The sequence below is a fragment of the Synechococcus sp. MIT S1220 genome (genome assembly GCF_047303025.1).
Lineage (GTDB): Bacteria > Cyanobacteriota > Cyanobacteriia > PCC-6307 > Cyanobiaceae > Parasynechococcus.
Map to the genome: position 1 here is coordinate 3,202,640 of NZ_CP138939.1, position 16,838 is coordinate 3,219,477.

The 16,838-nt window shown below is 55.0% G+C and carries 14 protein-coding genes and 1 tRNA gene; 7 read left to right on the plus strand and 8 right to left on the minus strand.

Annotation, left to right across the window (positions count from 1 at the left end; all coding sequences use genetic code 11):
- Nucleotides 1–188: 188 nt before the first annotated feature.
- The 3 genes from SIB64_RS16280 to SIB64_RS16290 form a co-directional block, all read right to left on the minus strand.
- A complete protein-coding gene (locus SIB64_RS16280; protein WP_413441224.1) occupies nucleotides 189–1,145 on the minus strand; it encodes a hypothetical protein in 957 nt (318 codons plus the stop codon).
- A gap of 391 nt (nucleotides 1,146–1,536) precedes the next feature.
- Nucleotides 1,537–1,809, minus strand: coding sequence for a DUF3303 domain-containing protein (locus SIB64_RS16285; RefSeq protein WP_413441225.1), 273 nt, complete (start codon nucleotides 1,807–1,809; stop codon nucleotides 1,537–1,539).
- Between the two features lie 2,006 nt (nucleotides 1,810–3,815).
- Nucleotides 3,816–3,962: a hypothetical protein gene (locus SIB64_RS16290; RefSeq protein ID WP_413441226.1), complete on the minus strand. Its 147-nt coding sequence runs from the start codon at nucleotides 3,960–3,962 to the stop codon at nucleotides 3,816–3,818.
- A 306-nt stretch (nucleotides 3,963–4,268) separates the two neighbouring features.
- On the opposite strand from SIB64_RS16290, the gene SIB64_RS16295 reads away from it, so the two are divergent.
- From SIB64_RS16295 to SIB64_RS16305, 3 genes are all read left to right on the plus strand, one after another.
- Nucleotides 4,269–5,300 carry a metallophosphoesterase family protein gene (locus SIB64_RS16295; protein WP_413441227.1) on the plus strand — a complete coding sequence of 344 codons (1,032 nt, stop codon included), beginning with the start codon at nucleotides 4,269–4,271 and terminating at the stop codon, nucleotides 5,298–5,300.
- 524 nt (nucleotides 5,301–5,824) lie between these two features.
- Nucleotides 5,825–6,967, plus strand: coding sequence for a THUMP domain-containing class I SAM-dependent RNA methyltransferase (locus SIB64_RS16300; RefSeq protein WP_413441228.1), 1,143 nt, complete (start codon nucleotides 5,825–5,827; stop codon nucleotides 6,965–6,967).
- 138 nt (nucleotides 6,968–7,105) lie between these two features.
- Nucleotides 7,106–8,494, plus strand: a complete 1,389-nt coding sequence (locus tag SIB64_RS16305; protein WP_413441229.1) for a cation:proton antiporter — start codon at nucleotides 7,106–7,108, stop codon at nucleotides 8,492–8,494.
- 64 nt (nucleotides 8,495–8,558) lie between these two features.
- On the opposite strand, the gene SIB64_RS16310 is transcribed toward SIB64_RS16305, so the two are convergent.
- Nucleotides 8,559–8,942 (minus strand): phage holin family protein, encoded by a 384-nt coding sequence (locus tag SIB64_RS16310; RefSeq protein ID WP_413441230.1) that lies wholly within the window; start codon nucleotides 8,940–8,942, stop codon nucleotides 8,559–8,561.
- Entirely contained in the window at nucleotides 8,939–9,361 is a 423-nt protein-coding gene (locus tag SIB64_RS16315) for a glycine zipper domain-containing protein (RefSeq protein ID WP_413441231.1), read from the minus strand. The genes SIB64_RS16310 and SIB64_RS16315 overlap by 4 nt, the downstream gene beginning before the upstream one ends.
- A gap of 111 nt (nucleotides 9,362–9,472) precedes the next feature.
- Between SIB64_RS16315 and SIB64_RS16320 the strand changes: the two genes are divergently transcribed.
- The 4 genes from SIB64_RS16320 to SIB64_RS16335 all read left to right on the plus strand — a co-directional run bounded on the left by SIB64_RS16320 (nucleotide 9,473) and on the right by SIB64_RS16335 (nucleotide 14,962).
- On the plus strand, nucleotides 9,473–9,841 hold the full coding sequence (locus SIB64_RS16320; protein ID WP_413441232.1) for a hypothetical protein: 369 nt from the start codon (nucleotides 9,473–9,475) through the stop codon (nucleotides 9,839–9,841).
- A 98-nt stretch (nucleotides 9,842–9,939) separates the two neighbouring features.
- Nucleotides 9,940–13,545, plus strand: a complete 3,606-nt coding sequence (gene smc / locus SIB64_RS16325) for a chromosome segregation protein SMC (RefSeq protein WP_413441233.1) — start codon at nucleotides 9,940–9,942, stop codon at nucleotides 13,543–13,545.
- Nucleotides 13,546–13,607: 62 nt separating this feature from the next.
- Nucleotides 13,608–14,618 carry a PRC-barrel domain-containing protein gene (locus tag SIB64_RS16330; RefSeq protein ID WP_413443078.1) on the plus strand — a complete coding sequence of 337 codons (1,011 nt, stop codon included), beginning with the start codon at nucleotides 13,608–13,610 and terminating at the stop codon, nucleotides 14,616–14,618.
- 38 nt (nucleotides 14,619–14,656) lie between these two features.
- Nucleotides 14,657–14,962: a hypothetical protein gene (locus SIB64_RS16335; RefSeq protein ID WP_413441234.1), complete on the plus strand. Its 306-nt coding sequence runs from the start codon at nucleotides 14,657–14,659 to the stop codon at nucleotides 14,960–14,962.
- Here SIB64_RS16335 and msrB read toward each other — a convergent pair whose 3' ends face one another.
- The 3 genes from msrB to SIB64_RS16350 form a co-directional block, all read right to left on the minus strand.
- A complete protein-coding gene (gene msrB, locus SIB64_RS16340; RefSeq protein ID WP_413441235.1) occupies nucleotides 14,963–15,367 on the minus strand; it encodes a peptide-methionine (R)-S-oxide reductase MsrB in 405 nt (134 codons plus the stop codon).
- 36 nt (nucleotides 15,368–15,403) lie between these two features.
- The gene (locus tag SIB64_RS16345; protein ID WP_413441236.1) at nucleotides 15,404–16,675 is read right to left on the minus strand and encodes a glycosyl transferase; all 1,272 of its coding nucleotides are present in this window, start codon (nucleotides 16,673–16,675) and stop codon (nucleotides 15,404–15,406) included.
- A gap of 10 nt (nucleotides 16,676–16,685) precedes the next feature.
- Nucleotides 16,686–16,767, minus strand: a tRNA-Leu gene (locus SIB64_RS16350).
- Between the last annotated feature and the right edge of the window lie 71 nt (nucleotides 16,768–16,838).

Sequence of the window (16,838 nt, forward strand, 5' to 3'; positions counted from 1 at the left end):
TGTTCCCCTCTCTGTACAGACAATAAAAAACCCCGCACTTGGCGGGGCTGTTATCCGTATGAGTTGTTTTGTCGGGGATTACATCAGGAACCACACTTCCTGCCCTGCCTTTCCCAAAGATGGGTCTTGTATGGCTTTCAGTTTAAGAGGAGAACTTTTTCTCAAACATCAGGCTCCCCGATGCTTGGTTAGATATTTTCAGAGTCTCCCGTGCTCGTACCACCATGGCTGGAAAGAATTTTGTCGATAAATTGCCCAGTGGCAATTATTGCACCACTATCTTCGTTGAATTTTCCAGTGCTTCGCCCAAAGTTTGATCCTGAAAGGAATGTTGTAGGATCCTCGACAAAGACAATTCCATAGTTATTGTCATAATCATCCTCGCTTGGGTTGATGCGCGGATTCAGGCCTTGAAGAATCTTTCTCTTCAGCAGATGGTCACCACTCAAAAGCAAATCGTTACGGCTTCCACCGCCAGTAATGTCATCGGGGTTTTCATGGTATAGACCGGTTGTATCACCAAACCAGTCAACGATATCAGTGAGCCAATTATCTTCACCTTTGATGGCCCCGCCAATTGCTTCGATGATTGGATCGATGTACCAAGGGGTGGTTGCTTGCACCATATCTACAGTGAGATCCACCATGGCGTCAGTATCACCGTTAAAAGCTTTTTGAGCATTTTCATATGTTTCTCTGGCCGTATTAACGCCATTAATAGTGTTGAAGATTTCTTCGGCTGCGTTCGATCTAGAGCCAGATTGACCTTGACGAGCTTTTTCTTCTAATCCATTGTCGAAATTCACGTCAAACATAGATTCCAGTATATTCTGAGGTCTGTTACCCCCAGTTTTAGGCATAAAGTTATTCATTCGATGGCTGTCACGTGTTAAACCAAAAGAGCCTGCAAGTTCCCTCGCGGAATCAAGCATGTCTTTGCCTTCACTGATTCCCAGTAGCAAGCTCTTATCAAGCAGAACGATGTGTTCAACCTCAGTTGTATCCACATTCCGTAGTAGATCTACATTCATATCCGTTTGTTTATCTTCAGAGTCAACTGGATTGGCAGTTTGAAGAATTTGAGTTTCTTCCTTGGAAAGATAATTAATGCGATTGGTCCAATCGCGTGTTGTACGGTTTTTCATTTTTGATGTGGATGAAGTCGAGGGTGTCCCCCTCCTATGCACACACCATCTCCGGAATCACTGGCTCACTCGATGACCTGAATCAACAGTCCCTGTGAGGTTGGTCACAGGCCGGCAGAAGCACTGCAAAGACAAGGGCTCAGAGGCTCACACCCAGGTGCCAAGCCATCAGCCTGTCCCGCTCTACATCGGTCAGAAAGGGGCAAGCCAGTCCAGAAGCAGCTCTTCCACCGCTGGCTTAGCCTCCATTAACACTAACCAGTCATGGCGCACCGCAGTCCTAAGACCTATCGATGAGGCGTGAGGGGGAGACCTCTTCAGGCGTTGTTGCTTGATTTTGTGGGTGGTGTCTCGACCTACTGCATCTCTCACACCTCATCCAAGCCAATGATCAGCTGTAGACCTTGGCGATCAAAGGACCAGCCTGATCGTCTGTCAGCACTGGGGTGACCTCCCAATCGAGGCACTCTGCCCACTCCGCAGCGTGCTCATAGCAAGCATCGGCATTGTCAGCCTCCACGAGAATCCAACCCTCTACAGAGCCAGGGCCATGGAAACGCTTCCAGGACTTGCAATCGGGAAAGGGGGCACCCGACGCGAGGAACTTCTTGGCAGCAATTTCGTGATAGCCGGTCTTGAAAGACCAATGCATCAAAAAGGTCATTGAAAGTGTTGTAGCCAGCGAAGATTCCCACACATCTGAAATGTTGTCTGCTGCTCCGACAATGTCACCGCACAGGTGACGAACAGCCCCACCAGTCCCGCTTAGGCGATGGATACCGGCAAAGCGACCCCCGCCACAGACAGTCCGGCAAACAGGTCTTGACTGAAATCGCTTCTAAACCGGTAGCGACAATCGCAAGACACTCAGGACTGAAGGAAGAGGAGGTGAGCCTTTATCCCTTGTGATTGAGCGCGACGAGGCTCACTGAAGAACCTGTGGTTCGACGGAGGATCTAGAGCGCGAGCGTCAGCGCGAAACAACCATCGAGAAGCTGACCGAACGACAACTGTCAGCTTTTGGCGTTGTTGAAGATCAGTGGGACCAGGGCCTCGCCACTACTGCAAAAGAAGTGGCTGCAAGGCTCGAACTAGATGAGACTGATCCAGAGAGAAAGGCCCTTGATGCTTTGCAGCAGCTCAATGCAAAAGGACTGGTACAACGGAGACGCATTAACGCGACCAAAGGCAAAGGCGGCTTCTGAGAGTTCTGGCCTGCAACCGTGACTCCTGATCAGCCGATCTCTAGGGATAGAAAACAAGTCACGGTTGACAATAGTGGCGATAGTGATGACACCTCTCAAAATGGAATTAAAAAGGTGCTCCGGCCAGTTCGTCCGTTTCTTCCAGATGCGTCTGGATTCACGGAAGACTTATATTGATTCTGCTTTGAGTTTAACGTAGTTAATGTCTGCGTGCATTTTAAAACGCATGCAAACAAGCTCTTTATGTCATATTACTGCTCCAGACGGGGTTGTTGCCTACCTTGAATCCGTCTCTGTGACTGTTTTTTTACAATATATTTAAATTAGCCAAGGCGCGTTACAGTATCGTCTTTAGAAGCTTGGAACGGGTTTAGAAGCAAGTTCGAATATTTGGTCGCTCAAAACCTGATTGAGAGTTGTCATTGTTTCGATTATGAACCGAAAAGAATCCACTACGTCTCCCACCATCACTACACGCCAGACTTCCTTGTTAACGGTCAGGACTTCTATGTTGAGTGAAAAGACGGCTCAATGAGCGCAGAGGATAGAGCGAAATATCAGAAGGCCTCTGAGCAGAACGAGGAGTTGGATTTGAGGCTCCTATTTACAACGATCGCCCGATAGCTAAGAACAGCTCCACCACCTTCTCAATCTGGGCAAAGCGGCATGGGTTCAAGTATTCGATTGGCCCAGAAGTCCAGCGAGAGTGGCTTAAATAGGGGGTGCGCTGGAGAGCAGCAAATCGCCACACAAGCCCGCAAGGGAGCCCGACAGCAACCTGAGAATCCACCAAGAAGGCTTGCCGTACCTCCAGACCACAACTAGAGAGAGAAAAAAATAGGCCAATTCTGCACAAAGGAGCCTCCAACGTCTTCTCAAAAATCATCGACGTCGTCGTGGCCTTTGATGATCTAAATTAGGCGAAGAAATCAGATACATTGACAGGCTACTTCAATGCCAAACGCAGAACAAATAAAAAAGGAATCAGCAGCGTTAGAGCCACTTTCGCTTTCCATGATGACATCGTCAGCGGGCTCGACTTCAAGAAAATAAAATTCAAAGACAAGAACACAAACAGCTTTTTCGGCGATGCAGACAACCCCCAGAACAGTGAATTTCGGAAACAAAAAATTTGATTACCTTGATAAAGGCACAAAAATAGCAGAGCTCTCGATAGAACCAGAATTCATCAAATAGTTTGAAACAGGAAAAAAACTCATGGGATTCTTCCGTGTAAGCCTGGACGACAACTTTATGGCCATGTCGACAGGCCAAAAAGATCAATTTCAGGATAATAAAATTTTAATAGCCGACTTTGAGTTGCCTCTCATCTGACAGCTCCGACTTTTATTCCCAGAGGGACAAAGTTATCAAAGGAGATTGAGCTTGGCTTATTCAGCCAAGCTCAAGCCACAACCCAAGGTCGTGCACCCCACCACAGAGCCACTACTTGAAGGTGTCAGGGTCATTGGCGCGTAGCGCTGAGACGAGTTGATACAGCAGGAACAGCGCGATACAGGTTTGGAGGGTCATGGTTCAGTTGTGACTGTCTGAAGTGTTCCCAGCTGTCGCGGTAAACGGAATCTCGGTTCCGCCAAAACAGACCGGCCATGAACTTCAGTCCAGCCGCAAACATCCTTCATGGCTTTGACAATTTCCAGGCCGGCCCGTTTTGTTACAGCCGTACACCTTGGCATGCGTCTGATGCACAGCTCCACCATCCCGGGGGATTTATAACCATCAGAGCTGGTCAGCCAACATTGCACCGGATGTTGTTGTAACGATCATGCGCTGCACCAGTTTTTGCATCCAGACCGCATCGCAACATTCTTAGGACCGTCCACGTGTTCATCACCTCCGCGATCATCTGCTTCGATCGGTCGATCCTTAATGCACACTTGCCGCCCAGTCTCAACAGGTGCAAGGTGATGCGATCCATCTTGCTTCGATTGCTGTTGTGCTGCTAGGCCGTCGCCAAATATTGCAGCTGCTGCTTGGAACCGGCCTCGGTGCTGCAGCCATGCCATCGCTCGCCAAACCGCAGGCCCCACTGCGTATCGGACTGATCAGCGACCTCAACAGCGGCTATGGATCAACGAGCTATGTCCCCGCCGTCCATCAGGGGTTGCATCAGCTCATCGCTCTTCAACCAAACCTCGTTGTCTGTGCCGGAGACATGGTTGCTGGTCAGAAACACGGCCTCACACGTCAACAGCTTGATGCGATGTGGAGCAGCTTCGAAGCCGCTGTGCTTCAACCGCTGCGAATTGCGGGCATTCCTTTGCTTCCCACCATCGGCAATCACGATGGCTCACCGGGATTCAAGGCTGATCGGGACGCTGTACGTCGATTTTGGATGCCAATCCGCTCACAACTAGGCCTTGACTTCATTGATACGTCCCAATTCCCATTTCATTACACGGTGTCCCAACAAGGGCTGTTTTGGCTGGTCTGGGATGCCAGCTCCGCCCACATCCCAGACAACCAGTTGATCTGGGCAAAACAGCAATTGGCCTCGTCGGCATCAACACGTGCCACGGCACGTTTTGTCGTGGGCCATTTGCCATTGGTCGGCGTTGGGCAAAACAAAGATCGCGCTGGTGAAATCTTGAACCAAGAGCACGTTCTCCAGAACCTGATGGAGACCGCCAACGTGAACGCTTACATCAGTGGTCATCACCACGCCTGGTTTTCAGGACGCCATGGACAACTCGATCTCATTCAACTTGGAGCGCTTGGTAGTGGACCTCGGCGGTTACTGCAAGGAGGCTCTGCACCACAACAAACGTTCACGCTGCTCGAGATCAACGGACCCGGCAACAGGATCACTGAGACCACCTACTCGGTGGCCACAGGACGACCGCTGCCATGGTCATCACTCCCATCAACTCTCAACACACGTCGAGGACGGCTCCTGCGCAACCGTTCTCAGAGGCCATTGAACGGTTGATTTTGATTGTGAGCACTTCCACCCACCCAAATTGAGCAACAACAACAGCACTCTTGCTGTCTGGGGATTGAGGCGGCCTGCTGGCAGCAGCCCAGTCCCAGGCCTACCGAGTGCCCCTCACCATCCACGAGTCACTTGCGTGCAAATTTGCGTGCAATCAACTTCAAGGCACTGCGCCAGGACCCTAAGAACCCAGTCTCTGACAATTAAAAAGGGCCCTTCCAGGCCCCGTGAGTCATTTGGGTGATAAGGCTGACCTCACCCCATCTCCCTTAAAGGGTCAGGCAGCAACTGGGGCTGCTTGACGGGAGAAACGAACGATGTTGTTCGCAGTTACGGGTTTGCTCTCACCGAGCAGGCTTCAGTCACCCTCCTCATGCCCCGTCGAAACCATTGCAGCCCCCTGAGGGGGAATGGAGCTGAGCGGAATCGAACCGCTGTCCGAAACACTGGTGTGGATCACCTAGTCCGAACGAGTCGGACGTTGCCATTCTGACAGGAATGAAGCCCTGGAGCACAAATCCTTGGGTCGTGTGAACCGATTTCCCGCAGTGGCAGTGCTCCCCCAAGGCCTGGAGGAGGCAGGGTGCGACGAACTCAGATCCCTTGGAGCTCACAACGTTGAGGCAAGGCGAAGAGCCGCAATCTTCCAGGCCGATATGGCCTGTTTCTATCGGTTGCACCTCCAGAGCAGACTCCCCTTCAGGCTGTTGCGGGAGATGGCTCGCTTCCCTTGCCAGGGTCGTGACGATCTCTATGACGGCATCCGACACGCCCTCGATTGGGAGCGCTGGCTGCACCCTTCCATGACGTTTCGGGTCGACGTGACAGGGATCGCGCCTGGGCTGAACCACAGCCATTTCACCGCTCTACAGGTCAAAAATGCACTGATTGATGAGCAGCGAGACCTGTGGGGCCAGCGATCATCAATCGACTTGAGTGAACCCGATCTCTCACTGCACCTGCACCTCAGCCATGGCCAGGCGGTGTTGAGCCTGGACGGGAGCCAAGGAAGCCTGCACCGTCGCGGCTATCGAGCTGCCATGGGAACGGCTCCATTGAAGGAAAACCTTGCCGCTGGCCTCATCCATCTCAGCGGCTGGAATGGCCAGCAGCCCCTTGTGGATCCCTGCTGCGGATCAGGGATTCTGTTGATTGAGGCGGCCTTCGGTGCTCTGCAACAACCTCCTGGCCTCGGGCGTCACTTCACTTTGGAGGGCTGGGCTGACTTTCACCCAGAGCTCTGGCAGCAAGAAATAGATCGAGCCCAACAACGCCGACGCCGCAATCGCACACTGCCGCCAATACTGGGCTTCGAGCAAGACCCCTCGATCGCCAACCAGGCCCGTGACAACGTCTCGGCCGCGGGATTGGATGCCATCATCTCCATCATCAATGGCAGCTTCGGCGAACAACACTTGCCAGACGGGCCGGGCGTTTTGGTCTGCAACCCTCCCTACGGACAGAGGCTCGGAAACGAGGACGAACTGAATCGGTTGTACAGCGACCTGGGAGAGTTTGTGCGAAAGGAAGCATCCGGCTGGCAGCTGTGGTTGCTGAGCGGCAATCCGAAACTCACAGGAGCACTTCGACTCAAAGCCTCAAGGCGGATCCCCGTGAGCAACGGCGGGATCGACTGCCGATGGTTGCATTACGCGATCCGCTGATTGATCAATTCATTAAGAGGTGCAGGCTGAACTCATCAGATCAGCCAGGGTGATGCAAACCAAAGTCGAAGTTTGCTGAAAATGCTTTTAGCCAAAGCAAGCATCGCTATATTCCCTAAAGGAAGTGATTAATCCGCAATGGATTTAATATCAAATTTACTAGCGGTTTCAGGCCCAGCAACTGAAAACAGTATCACCGATGAAGTTCGCTTTTTCGGACTTGGAGCGATGCTTTTATACCCAATTATTTTCAATAAATTCATCAATAAAAATGAACGAATACCAACACAATTCATCATTTTGATATCAGGCTTGGTCATTGTGCCCATCTTTGGCAAAACACCACTGCAAGCAAGCGATCAATTTGTTCACATCACACATTTAATCAGCCTCAATCTCATCCTATTTTCATCAGGACTGGAAACAAAATTTTCCTCAATTCGATCAATATTGCGATACGGAATTATTCTTTCAACGATTGGGGTTGCTATTTCAGCAGTCATTTTAGGATCTTTGTTTTACGTTGCCGTATCTGATAAGTTTTTAGGCTTAAACAATGGCATTCTTGGCGATCTCCCCCTGAGTGTTTGCATGTTGATCGGAGCATCTCTGAGCTCAACTGATGCCTCAGCATCGATTTCGATTCTTAATAGATTACGAGTCAAACTACCCGAAAAGGTTCTTCAAATTATCAAGTTCGAGTCGTCCATAAACGATCCAGCTGCAGTGATCATCTACGGCATGGTTACCTCTTGGATCTTCCACGATGCACACTTGGCAGGAAAAATCAGTATCGCAAATGAAATTACCGGCAATTTAAACTTACGCGCTATTACAGACAATTTTGTGGGCCTATTCAGCACGGGCTCACTTGTTGGAGCAATCTTTGGCTACTTGTCGATCTGGATGCTAAAAAATCTCAACTTGCGCAAACAACAGCTTTTATCGGCCGGCCTAGCGATTGTCAGCATCAATTATGCGGTTTCAAATTTCCTAGGAGGATCCGGCTTGATCTCGGCTTTCATCGCAGGGATGGTGTTGAGCAATTTGCATAAATCAGAGGAAGTCACAATTATTCAAAACCTCAAGGAATCCATCGAACCGTTCGAAGAACTTGCCGAAATCTTTATCTACTGCTCGTTTGCGGCACGGGTCGACCCCGACTCACTGTTCAGAGTGCTTCCATGGGGCTTGATGTGTGCATTCATCATGATGGTGATTGCCAGACCTCTCAGCATCTTTGTCTTCCAACCATTTTCTCGATTGAGATGGAAAGAGGCGTCTTTGCTCGGCTGGTGCGGCTTCAAAGGTGCAGTGACGTTGGCCCTGTCGTTTGAAATGGTTGAAATCATATCCAAGACCAATTTCTTTGATTCCTCAGTAACCACGTCTACCGCGCAAGATATTCAAAGCATCATTTTTATTACAGCCATCACAAATCTTCTAGTGCAAAGCCTCTCCATGCCAGCAATTGCTCGCTGGACATCGCAATCAGAGGAGGCCAAAACCCTCGAAGCGGTTGACTAAAATAGTAAAAAATCTGGGGAATTATTTTAGAAAAATCAAATAAATTAAATATACTCGCTCAAGGTTATTTACCCAAAACAGCCTTAAAGGTTTTCGACAACCCATCCAATGTTTGCGGCAAGAATGGTCCTCTCAACAACTGCGCACCAATACGAATCGCAAATCCTGCCAAGATCAGATTTCCTGTCGCCTCAAGCAACAGTGCGGTAATAAGGCTGACATTCCAAGCCTCTTGAATCCAAAGCAACAATGCAACTTGCGAAGCGAGAAGGGCAAGCAAAAGAGCAGTGCCAGCCATCGCCAGAAAAAGTGCACCTCCAATAACTCTCCGCTTCTCCCGATCCACTTCTTGCAAAGCCATCCGCACATGCAGATCCATTACCGATGCCGCCAAAGCAGTAACGCGGGCGGCCGCACCAAATCCCCGAGCTGACTGGGAATCATTCATCGGCTGCGACGTCCACCCGTGAGCAGCATTCCCAACAACACACCAACACCCATGGCGACTCCAACCGAGAGCAAGGGACGCTGTCGCACTGGCTTCTCGATGCGGGGACGCAAGGTGCTGTTCAGTTCATCCAGCAGTTCCTCCAGTTGCTGCTCGAGCGGCTCAAGACTGTCTGCCAGATGCCGCCCGCGATCACCGGCGGCAAGCATCAATTCATCCAGCTGCTCCCGCACTCCTTGATGAGTCAAACCCGTGCTCTGCTCGATCAATCGGACCACTTCATCCAAGCTGCCACGTGTTGCTTCGAGGGTGTGGCGGGCTAATTCAGGCCAGCGCTCTTGGATCGTTGGCAGGAGGTGTTCAAAACGCTCCCGGAACTGACGGTCTGCGCTGCCGTTGGACTGCGGCGAGGAGTCCATGAACCCAGGAATTTTCTTCCTGGAATCGTAATCAGGAATCCCCACGCCAAACAGTCCAGAACGGCCTGGGATTGAACAAAATCATCAAGGGAGCTCTCTCTCCAGGCCTGAATGCCCCGATACGCCCTGCTTCGCCACATCAATGCACCGGACGACCCGACCGGTTGTCATTACGACCTATTGCTAGAGGCGGGTGACGACTGTCGAACCTGGCGCCTGGCGACGATCCCTTGCAACGCGGCACCAGCCCAGGCGGCAGTGCCGCTCCCTGCACACCGCCTCGTCTGGCTCACCGCTCGCTGCGCAGCCGTATCTGGAGGACGTGGATGGGCAGAGCGGATTGCAGCCGGACGTTTTGAAGGCCAGCTCCCCGATGATCCATCCACCCCACTGAGCGTCCGACTCTTGGATGGCCCCCTGGCCGGCGATCTCCAGATCACATCCGGGCGATGTCTCCTGCAGCCCCTGACGCAGCCGTAAACAAAATGCGCGCTTTACAACGGTTGATTCCCCTGATTCCCCCCTTGAGCATCAGCACAACTCCGTTAGCGTGGAGTGTCGGCCTCTCCTGAGTCCTGGTGGTCCACATCAATCAGGTTGGTCTGACGCACTTCAAGTCCTTCGGTGGGGCAATGAGCATCCCTCTTGAGGAGGGTTTCACCGTGGTGACGGGTCCGAATGGTTCCGGAAAGAGCAATATTCTCGACGGCGTGCTGTTCTGCCTTGGACTAGCGACCAGCCGCGGCATGCGAGCCGATCGCCTGCCTGACCTCATCAACAGCGGCGTACTGAAGGCAGGCAGAGCGGCCGAAACCATCGTCAGCGTGCGCTTTGACCTCAGCGAGTGGACGCCCGACGCCGCGGAGGAAGGCTTGGAAGCACCGGAAGACGGTCCATGGATCCGCTCCGAGCAGACCGAATGGACCGTCACACGAAAGCTCAGGGTGATGCCCGGGGGCTCTTACAGCTCCAGCTACAGCGCCGATGGGGTTCCCTGCAACCTGCAACAACTCCAGACCCAACTGCGTCGACTTCGCATCGACCCGGAAGGCAGCAATGTGGTGATGCAGGGGGATGTGACCCGCATCGTGTCGATGAGCAACCGCGACCGACGCGGAATCATTGATGAACTCGCTGGGGTCGCGCTTTTTGACACGAGGATTGAGCAGACCCGTCGCAAGCTCGATGACGTTCAGGAACGACAGGAACGCTGCCGACTGATCGAGCAAGAGCTGCTGAACAGCCGGCAGCGTCTTGAAAAAGACTGCGCCAAAGCCCGCCAATACAAGGAATTACGCGAGCGCCTGCAACTGGGCCGTCAGCAGGAGATGGTGCTGGCCTTTGAAGCAGCCCAGCAAGCGCTGAAGGATCTCGCCTCCCGCCAGCAGGCCCTCGAAGCCCAGGAGCAGCGCGATGGAGCTGCCATCAGCGCCGCTGAAGCCGGCCTAGGGGATGCAACCGCAAAGCTTCAGACTCTTCAGGAGCAGGTCAAGGCGCTGGGTGAGGACAAGCTTCTTGCCGTGCAGGCTGAATTGGCCGGTCTCGATACCAGCAGTCGCGAACTGGAACGCCAGGCAGGTTTGCACCAAGACGAAGGCCAACGCCTTCAGGGACGGCGCCATGACCTGATGAACCGCCGCCAGCAATGGCAGGAACAAAGCCATGCGCTGGAGAAGGATCCGAACGAGCCTGAACTCCAACGCGCCGAAACGGAGTGCCGCTCCTGTGAATCCGCAGTGGAGGTTTCACGACGGCGCCTCTCAGACGTTGCCGGTCGATCCGGTGCCTGGCTTGAGGAACAGAAGCGCCGCAGCGAGCGGCGTCAGGAATTGCTCTCCACCGTCACCCCCCTGCAGCAGGACCAGCAGCAATTGCAGGAGCGGCTGCGACAAGACACGGAGCGGATGGCTGAACTTCGCCTCGAACAGGACGGAGACAGCAACGAACAGGAGCTAGTCCAGAACCAGATGGAGTCCCTGGACACTGAATGGCAAACCCTGTTGCAGTCGCTCAGCGAAGGGAAACAGAACCTGCAACAGGTCGCTGATTCATTGGCAGTGCAGCAACGCACGCGGGCCAGACTTGAACAGGAACAGACCCGCCTCGAGCGAGAAATCGCCCGTTTGGAAAGTCGTCGGGATGCCTTGCAGGAAAGCCGAGGCACCGGGGCTCTGAGGCTGCTTCTTGAAGCTGGCCTTGATGGCATCCATGGACCGGTGGCCCAGCTTGGCGAGGTCGAGGAGCAGCACCGCCTCGCTCTGGAAGTTGCAGCCGGTGCCCGTCTCGGACAGGTGGTGGTGGACGATGACCGCATCGCGGCCCGTGCCATTGAACTGCTGAAAAGCCGCCGCGCCGGTCGCCTCACCTTTCTTCCGCTGAACAAGATCCGTGGTCCCGGTGGCGGGAACGGCGGCGCGATGGCGCGAGGAGCTCATCCTGGTGGTGCCGATGACCAGGGCCTGATCGGACGAGCCGTGGAGCTGGTGCAATTCGAGCCTGTTTACGGAGACGTGTTTGCTTACGTCTTCGGTGACACACTGGTGTTCCGGGATCTCTCCTGTGCCCGCCAGCGGTTGGGCCGGGCACGGGCCGTCACCCTCGACGGCGAGTTGCTTGAGAAGAGCGGCGCGATGACTGGCGGCAGTTTCTCGGGCCGAAGCAGCGGACTGAGCTTCGGTACCAGCAGCGACAGCGATGAAGCTGAACCGCTCCGAAGAAGGCTGCTTGAACTGGGAGAAACGATGGTGGCCTGCCGTCGTGAAGAAGCAAAATTGAATCAGCAGGTTGAGCAGCAGCGACCCCTACTGCGCGAGCTGGAACAACGGCAGGCCGCGCTGATCGCCGAACGAAATGCTGCGCGGAGGAACCATGGCCCCATCCTTGAACGCCATCGTCTCCGTGCTGAACGTCTCAGCAAACTGCAGACCGCCCAGAGCGAACAGCAACATCGACTTGCAGAGATCAGCAAACGTCTTGAACCGCTCTGCGCCGAGCTGGAACGCTTGAACGCTGCCGAGCAACAGAGCAGCGGTAACGACGATGCACAGGCATGGCAGCAGCTCCAAAAGGATCTCGAAGCAGCAGACACAGCCCTGGAACAGGCCAGGGAGCGACGCGATGAGCTGTTAAACCGTCGTCGCGAACGCCAGCTGGCGTTGGAGCGGCTAAAAGATCAGCAAACAGCGCTAGTAGCAGAGGAGGCCAGGCTTCAGGAGGAAGTTCAGACCCTCGCCGCGGCCCACACCTCCTGGCGGCAACAACAACAAGACCTTCAGGCCAAGCGATCGGACCTGGAACAGACCCAGAAGGAACTCCAGGAAAGTTTCGGCGAACAAAGGCGGGCCCGCGATGCCGCGGAGGCAGAGGTTGCCCGACAACGGCAAGCCCTGCAGCAAGCCCGCTGGAACCTTGAACGTCTGCGGGAAGAACGGGATGGGCTGATCGAAGAGCAGCGCAATGGTGCCAACCGGCTGCAGGAGATGGAACAGGCCCTTCCCGATCCACGGCCGGACATTCCAGAAGTGATCCTCCTGGCCGGTTTGGAGGCACTGCAGGCTGATCTTCAGGCGGTGCAACGCCGCATGGAGGCGCTCGAGCCTGTGAACATGCTTGCGCTGGAGGAACTGGAAGCCCTCAACCAGCGCCTGAATGAGCTCAATGAGCGTCTTGAAGTCTTGAACAAAGAGCGAGAGGAGCTACTGCTGCGGATCGAGACCGTGGCGACTCTCAGACAGGAGGCCTTCATGGAAGCCTTCACCGCCGTTGATGGTCATTTCCGCGAGATTTTCGCGTCGCTCTCCGATGGGGATGGTCACCTGCAGCTGGAAACCCCGGACGATCCCCTCGAAGGAGGACTCACGCTCGTGGCCCACCCCAAGGGCAAGGCTGTGCGTCGTCTTGCAGCGATGTCAGGCGGCGAGAAGTCTCTGACAGCTCTCAGCTTCCTGTTTGCCCTGCAACGGTTCAGGCCCTCACCCTTCTACGCCCTTGATGAAGTCGACAGCTTCCTGGATGGGGTCAATGTTGAGCGGCTCGCTGCCCTGATCGCCCGCCAAGCCGAACAGGCTCAGTTTCTGGTGGTCAGCCACCGACGTCCAATGATCGCTGCCTCAGAACGCACGATCGGTGTAACCCAGGCGAGGGGAGCCCACACGCAGGTGGTCGGTCTTCCCGACGCCGCCTGAACTGGCAGCTGAGAAGGCTTGCGCCAGAATGGCCTGATCCGTCCATGGCCGAGGGCCTCCGCTTGACCCCGACCCCTTCTGCGAACGAACCGTTGGCCAGCGTGCCGAGCGACCGCCTCTGGCTGCGCGCTGAACTGATGGGAACTCAGGTAATCACCCGCGATACGGGTCGCCGTCTCGGTGTTGTTGGAGAGGTGATCGTGGATATCGACCGCCGGGAAGTCGTGGCGGTTGGTCTGCGGGACAACCCACTCACCCGCTTCCTTCCCGGTCTGCCGCGCTGGATGCCTCTTGATCGCATCAGGCAGGTGGGAGATGTGATTTTGGTCGACTCTGCCGATTCCCTCAGCGAGGGGTTCAATCCAGACCGCTACAGCCGAGTGATCAACTGCCAGGTGATCACCGAGTCGGGGCATCAGCTGGGTCGTGTTCTCGGCTTCGCCTTCGACATTGAAACCGGTGAACTCACCACCCTTGTGATGGGAGCCCTTGGCGTGCCGTTGCTTGGGGAGGGCGTGCTGAGCACCTGGGAGATGCCTGTTGAAGAAATTGTCAGCAGCGGGCCTGACCGCATCATTGTTTATGAGGGCGCAGAGGACAAACTCAAGCAACTCAGCAGTGGTGTTCTCGAAAAACTGGGGGTAGGCGGCCCCAGTTGGGAGGAACAGGAACGAGAGCGATACCGGGTCAACCTTGTACCTGTCGAAAATCAACTGGCATCCGGTCAACCGGTTGAACAAGAACAGCGTCGACTTCAGGCCGCGGACACACAGGCCATCGAAGCGGAGCAGGAGCTTGAGTACGTCGAACTGGAGGACAGACCCAGAGAGTCCCGACAACAACGGCGTTATCTGGACGAGGAGCCGGACGATTTCTATGGAAACCGCCGTGATCCCTATGACGAGTTTGAGGATCGACGCTCCGAAGCGCAGCCACCTCCAGCAAGACGCCCGATGCCCGCCTCGCGAAGACCTGTGGAGCAGCCCGGAGAACCACTCGACGTAGAACCGATGGAACGTGCCCCAAAACAAAGCCCACAGACCAGAAATGACGATCTCGACGATCCCTGGTGATGCGATTCAATCTGAAGACATCACACCAGGACATCTGAGTGACGTCTTCGTCAGCACGCCGGACTGAGCGACGCTTGAAGGCTGTACCAAATTCCAGGTCATCCACCAGGATCACTCCGATGCTGGTGTACAGGGGATTCGTGTTGGTGACACTGGGTCTGATTGCCCATGCCGTCGCTAAGCCGACAGCCCTGGATCGCTGCATCCGGAATCGTTATCAGCAGGTGCTTGAAAGCCACCAGCTGACCGATCAACAAATCACCCAAGCCATCCGAACGAGCGAATTCAACAAAGCCACCAACTTCTGCAACGGTGGAACCGGGCGAATGAACTGGAGCAATTGATCAAGAGCCTTTTTTGAAATCAAGCGAAGCACTGTTAACGCAGTAACGCTGACCGGTGGGCGCAGGGCCGTCGCCAAAGACATGGCCAAGGTGAGCATTGCAGCGGGCACAGTTGATTTCGGTGCGCACCATGCCGTGGCTGCGATCACTTTTCGTGGAGATCGCCTCTGCTGAGATACCGTCCCAAAAACTTGGCCAACCGGTTCCTGAATCAAATTTTGTTTCGGAGCTGAATAACGCTGCTCCACAGCAAATGCAGTGGTACATCCCAGTGTCCTTGTTGTTCCAGTAAGCCCCTGTGAATGCTCGCTCGGTGCCACCGCAACGGGCCACCTGGTATTGCTCAGGAGTGAGCGCATCTTGCCATTCATCAGTGGTGCGCTGGATCCGCTCGGAGGGACTCATGGGACGTGAGTGGGCTTGAAATCAATCCCCGGCACCCTAAGCAGATTCAATCGCCCGGGGCAGTAATGATCGAACCTCTCTGGCAAGGGCGGCGACAGCGCCGGGCTGACCACGCAGCGCCTGCAGATCCTGCCTCTGCCCCTCAAGTCGTTCCGGCGCATCCAACCATGCTGAAGCTTCTTCCGCGATCTCTCCGGGCGTGATCACGCCCACCCTCTCCGGCACAACGGGACGGCCAGCATGAATGTTGGGCCAGGCCATCAAACCGTTGTTACGTAGGCGCCAAAACGTGAGCAAGACACCGATCAGGCGTCGCAGCAGCGGCAATCTGGCCACCAGCCCAAGCCCACCATCCCAGGCCTGCATCACCTCCAGATGCTGGGTGGGCACCAAAACAATCATCGGCACCGCGAGAGCCCCAAGCTCCGCGGTGTTCGCGCCCACGGTGGTAAGCGCAAGATTGCATTGACTGAGAACGCCATGGGCGGGGTGCCGCTCGATCAGTTCGATCCGTGTCCCGGACTCGGTCAACAAGTAGCCATTGCCCAGCTCAGCCACCACTGAGCCGTAAGCAGCGGCAATCGGATTCGCGGGTCCTGAAAAACGAACGAGTTCCTGAATACTGGTGGTCGGTGCCACCGGCAGGAGAAAACGGCATCCCGGGCGCAACTGCGCCAAACGATCTGCGGTTTCCAGCAGGAAAGGCACGCCCACACTGAGCTTGGCCCGTTTGGAACCCGGCAGCAAAGCCACCCACTCCCCTTCGGGCAGCGGATCATCGCGGCGGGCGAAGGAGGAGAGATCCGCCATCAGGTCACCCACCACTGTGCAACGGGATCTGTGATGGTGGGGCAACTGATCGCGAACCTCCTTCGACATGGCCGCAACGCGATCATTCCAGCCTGGCCAGCGCGCCACCCATTCCGCATACGTGATGTGGCGATAGCCCAGCCGTGCCGAGAGCAGAACAGTCCAGAACTGATCTCCACCAAGAAAGACCACCACACCGCGCTGCGGCCAAGGGCCGAATCGCCGCGGCCAGAGAAGCAGGCTCCAAAACAGTCGGGCCGGAAGAATGCGCTCGAATTGTCCCCAAGGTCGAGCCGCCTGCTCTTCCTGTCCCGTGGCATTCGGACAGGGAACGAGCAACAACTGAAGCGAAGCCGATGCTTCTGGCACTCTGGGCCGGAGCGGCAGCGTTGCATGCAGTCGCTCTGCAAGAGGGCGAACCCAGGTGGTCAACTCCCCTGGACCATTGCTCACCAAAACAACAGCGAGCCCGGATTCGGTCGGAGCAGGACTGGCCAATTAAAAGAGATGCGGATGGCGAGACTTGAACTCGCAAGGCCGAAGCCACACGCCCCTCAAACGTGCGTGTCTACCAATTCCACCACATCCGCGTGGTCGACTCAGCCGCGCGAGCTTCATCGATGCAGGATCATACCGGGCAGGGGTTCTGATCGATGGGACC